This is a genomic window from Lachnoclostridium sp. An138 (assembly GCF_002160765.1).
GTDB lineage: Bacteria > Bacillota > Clostridia > Lachnospirales > Lachnospiraceae > Laedolimicola > Laedolimicola faecalis.
The window spans coordinates 1-2,187 of record NZ_NFLF01000050.1; the positions used below are offsets into that span (position 1 = coordinate 1).

Annotated in this window: 1 rRNA gene; it reads right to left on the reverse strand. The window is 51.5% G+C overall.

The window, feature by feature from the left end:
* A 23S ribosomal RNA gene (locus B5E82_RS17715) occupies positions 1–2,124 on the reverse strand; the annotation flags it as partial.
* Positions 2,125–2,187 lie beyond the last annotated feature (63 nt).

The following is a 2,187-nucleotide window of genomic DNA, read 5'->3' on the forward strand; positions in this document are numbered from 1 at the left end:
AGCCTCCCACCTATCCTGTACATGCAATACCGAATCCCAGTATCAAGCTGGAGTAAAGCTCCATGGGGTCTTTCCGTCCTGGCGCGGGTAACCAGCATCTTCACTGGTACTTCAATTTCACCGGATGCATTGTCGAGACAGTGCTCAAATCATTACGCCTTTCGTGCGGGTCGGAACTTACCCGACAAGGAATTTCGCTACCTTAGGACCGTTATAGTTACGGCCGCCGTTTACTGGGGCTTAAGTTCAGACCTTCGCTTGCGCTAAGCCCTCCCCTTAACCTTCCAGCACCGGGCAGGCGTCAGCCCATATACCTCACCTTTCGGTTTCGCATAGACCTGTGTTTTTGCTAAACAGTTGCTTGAGCCTATTCTCTGCGGCCTGCTCTCGCAGGCACCCCTTCTCCCGAAGTTACGGGGTCATTTTGCCGAGTTCCTTAACAATGCTTCTTCCGTCGGCCTTAGGATTCTCTCCTCATCTACCTGTGTCGGTTTACGGTACGGGTACTGTATAAACAATAGCGGCTTTTCTCGACGCATGGCTCATGTGCTTCCCTACTTTAGTTCGGTCCGCGTCACGTCTTCGGATTGCTAAGCGGATTTGCCTGCTTAACTCCTACCCCGCTTGCACCGGTCTTTCCATACCCGGCTCACACTCTCCACACGTGTCCCCACAGTTCTGTTATACAGCAGTACAGGAATCTCAACCTGTTGTCCATCGGCTACGTCTCTCGACCTCGCCTTAGGTCCCGACTTACCCAGGGCAGATCAGCTTTACCCTGGAAACCTTGGATATTCGGCCGGAAGGATTCCCACCTTCCTCTCGCTACTCATTCCGGCATTCTCTCTTCTTAACCGTCCACGCCTCTTTCCAGTGACGCTTCGTCCTGATTAAGAATGCTCCTCTACCAATGTACGTTCGTACATTCCTGAGCTTCGGTGTCGTGTTTTAGCCCCGGACATTTTCGGCGCAGGACCTCTCGACCAGTGAGCTATTACGCACTCTTTTAATGTATGGCTGCTTCTAAGCCAACATCCTGGTTGTCTTTGAAATCCCACATCCTTTTCCACTTAACACGCACTTTGGGACCTTAGCTGCAGGTCTGGGCTCTTTCCCTTTTGACTGCCCAACTTATCTCGTGCAGTCTGACTCCCGATGAGCATCTATATGGCATTCGGAGTTTGATATTCTTCGGTAAGCTTTGACGCCCCCTAGGAAATTCAGTGCTCTACCTCCATTAGACTCCATCGAGGCTAGCCCTAAAGCTATTTCGAGGAGAACCAGCTATCTCCGGGTTCGATTGGAATTTCTCCCCTACCCACACCTCATCGCCACCCTTTTCAACGGATGTGCGTTCGGTCCTCCATTGCCTTTTACGGCAACTTCAACCTGGACATGGGTAGATCACCCGGTTTCGGGTCTGCCTGAACTGACTAGAACGCCCTGTTAAGACTTGGTTTCCCTTCGGCTCCGGACCTTAAGTCCTTAACCTCGCCAGTCCCGGCAACTCGCCGGACCGTTCTACAAAAAGTACGCGGTTGAACGTATAAAGTTCTTCCACAGCTTGTAAACACAGGGTTTCAGGTTCTCTTTCACTCCCCTCCCGGGGTCCTTTTCACCTTTCCTTCACAGTACTATGCGCTATCGGTCACTAAGGAGTATTTAGGCTTACGGGGTGGTCCCCGCGTGTTCAGTCAAGGTTCCACGTGTCTCGACCTACTCTGGATACCGCCATGTCTGTTTTCCTTTCGTGTACGGGACTTTCACCCTCTCTGGTCTGCTTTCCCAAAACCGTTCCACTAGAATCACAGAATCAATTACGCGGTCCGAACCCCGGAGTGCACGCACTCCGGTTTGGCCTCTTTCCATTTCGCTCGCCGCTACTTTGGAAATCGAGTTTTCTTTCTTCTCCTCGCCCTACTTAGATGTTTCAGTTCAGGCGGTTCCCCTCCATACGTTATGGATTGGCGTATGGATGACTGAGGTCTGCTCAGCCGGGTTTCCCCATTCAGACATCTCCGGATCATTGGATATTTGCTCCTCCCCGAAGCTTTTCGCAGCTTATCACGTCTTTCATCGGCTCTTAGTGCCAAGGCATCCACCCTGCGCTCTTAACGCTTGACCTTTCGTTAAACTTCTTCTCGTCTAACACTCATGCATAGCGTTGCATGAGGGCCATAGGTTATT